Raw genomic sequence first — 1,448 nt, 5'->3', positions numbered from 1 at the left:
GCGTTTTCACGGTATCCGCACTCCACACACGCAAAATTTGCCTGTGTTTGTCGATTTTCCTTGGCAATATGACCACAACAAGGGCAAGTGCGACTGGTATTTTTCGGATTGACCGCAACCACGTAACCGCCTAGCCAAGCTGATTTATAGTCCAACTGTCGTCTAAACTCAAACCAACCCTGATCGAGTATCGAACGGTTTAAACCCGACTTTTGTGCTACATTTTTGCCCTGTTGTTCTGCCGTGCCTTTGGCGGATTTACTCATATTGGCGACTTGCAAATCTTCAACATAGATCATTGCGTGGTTTTTGCAGATTTCGGTTGAGATTTTATGCAAATAGTCTTTGCGAGCATTGCTGATTTTGTGGTGGATTTTGCCGATTTTCCCTTTCTGTTTCAGCCAGTTTCGGCTGAATTTCACTTTTCGGCTTAAAGATTGCTGTGCTTTTCTTAGGCTTTCTTGGTGTTTTTTAAAACTGTTCAACGGCTCAAAAAATCCACCGTTTGAAAGGGTTGCAAAGCGTGCTACGCCCATATCAATACCAATTTCTGAACCTTGATGTGTCGGGATAACTTGTTCAAATTCGGTTTGAATACTGACAAAAAAATGACCGCACTTTTTACTTATAGTGACGTTTTTGATCTCACCTAAAATTTGCTGGCTATTGCGATAACGCACCCAACCGATTTTAGGTAACCATAAGCGGTCATTTTCCTGCTCAATTTTGCAACCTTGCGGATAGCGAAAACTGTCTTTCAGCCCTTTTTTCTTGAATTTAGGAAAGTCCGCACGTTTGGTAAAAAAATGGCGATATGCACTTTCTAAGTCTTTGAGAGATTGCTGTAAAACTTGGCTATGGCACTCTTTCAAAAATGAAAATTCAATTTTCCATTGGGGCAGAAAATTGGCTAATTTAGTGTAACTAAATTTGGTTTTGCTATCTGCTTCATAGGCTTGCTTTTGCCAATCTAACGCCTTATTGAACACAAAATGAGAACAACCGCAAAATTGTGCAATTTTACGTTGTTGTTCTCCATTTGGTCTAATTTCAAATTTAAAGGCTTTACGAATCAGCATAGTTCAGTCAAAATAGGGTTTTTACTGATTATATCTTTGGTCTATGCCAAAAGATACTGAAATCAGACACGGCAGACACTGTGTTTTTAACTTACAAATTCATTGAGTTTTTGTGACAAAATATCGCAGAGACGTATTCACGAAAGAAATTCTTGATGATCTTGCTGAAATTTTTAAATCGGTCTGTAAAGATTTTGAAGCCGAATTAGTGGAATTTGACGGCGAAGATGATCACGTTCATTTGCTTGTTAATTATCCGCCTAAAGTAGCTATTTCCACGCTAGTTAATAGCTTGAAAGGTGTTTCTAGCCGCATGATCAGAAAGAAACACTCTCCATCGATTAAGAAAAAATTATGGGGTAATGCATT

General features: G+C 38.9%; 1 protein-coding gene and 1 pseudogene. One reads left to right on the top strand and one right to left on the bottom strand.

Annotation, left to right across the window (positions count from 1 at the left end; genetic code table 11):
• The coding region (locus FHQ23_RS12130) for an RNA-guided endonuclease InsQ/TnpB family protein (protein ID WP_139614544.1) at positions 1-1,079 on the bottom strand (1,079 nt) is incomplete at its 3' end.
• A 43-nt stretch (positions 1,080-1,122) separates the two neighbouring features.
• Here FHQ23_RS12130 and tnpA point away from each other — a divergent pair.
• Positions 1,123-1,448 (top strand): annotated as a pseudogene (tnpA, locus tag FHQ23_RS12125) (IS200/IS605 family transposase); the annotation flags it as partial.

The sequence above is a fragment of the Testudinibacter crocodili genome (assembly GCF_006228025.1).
Classification (GTDB): Bacteria; Pseudomonadota; Gammaproteobacteria; order Enterobacterales; family Pasteurellaceae; genus Chelonobacter.
Note: the sequence above shows the minus strand (reverse complement) of the source record. Positions and strands in the feature narration are given on the sequence as shown.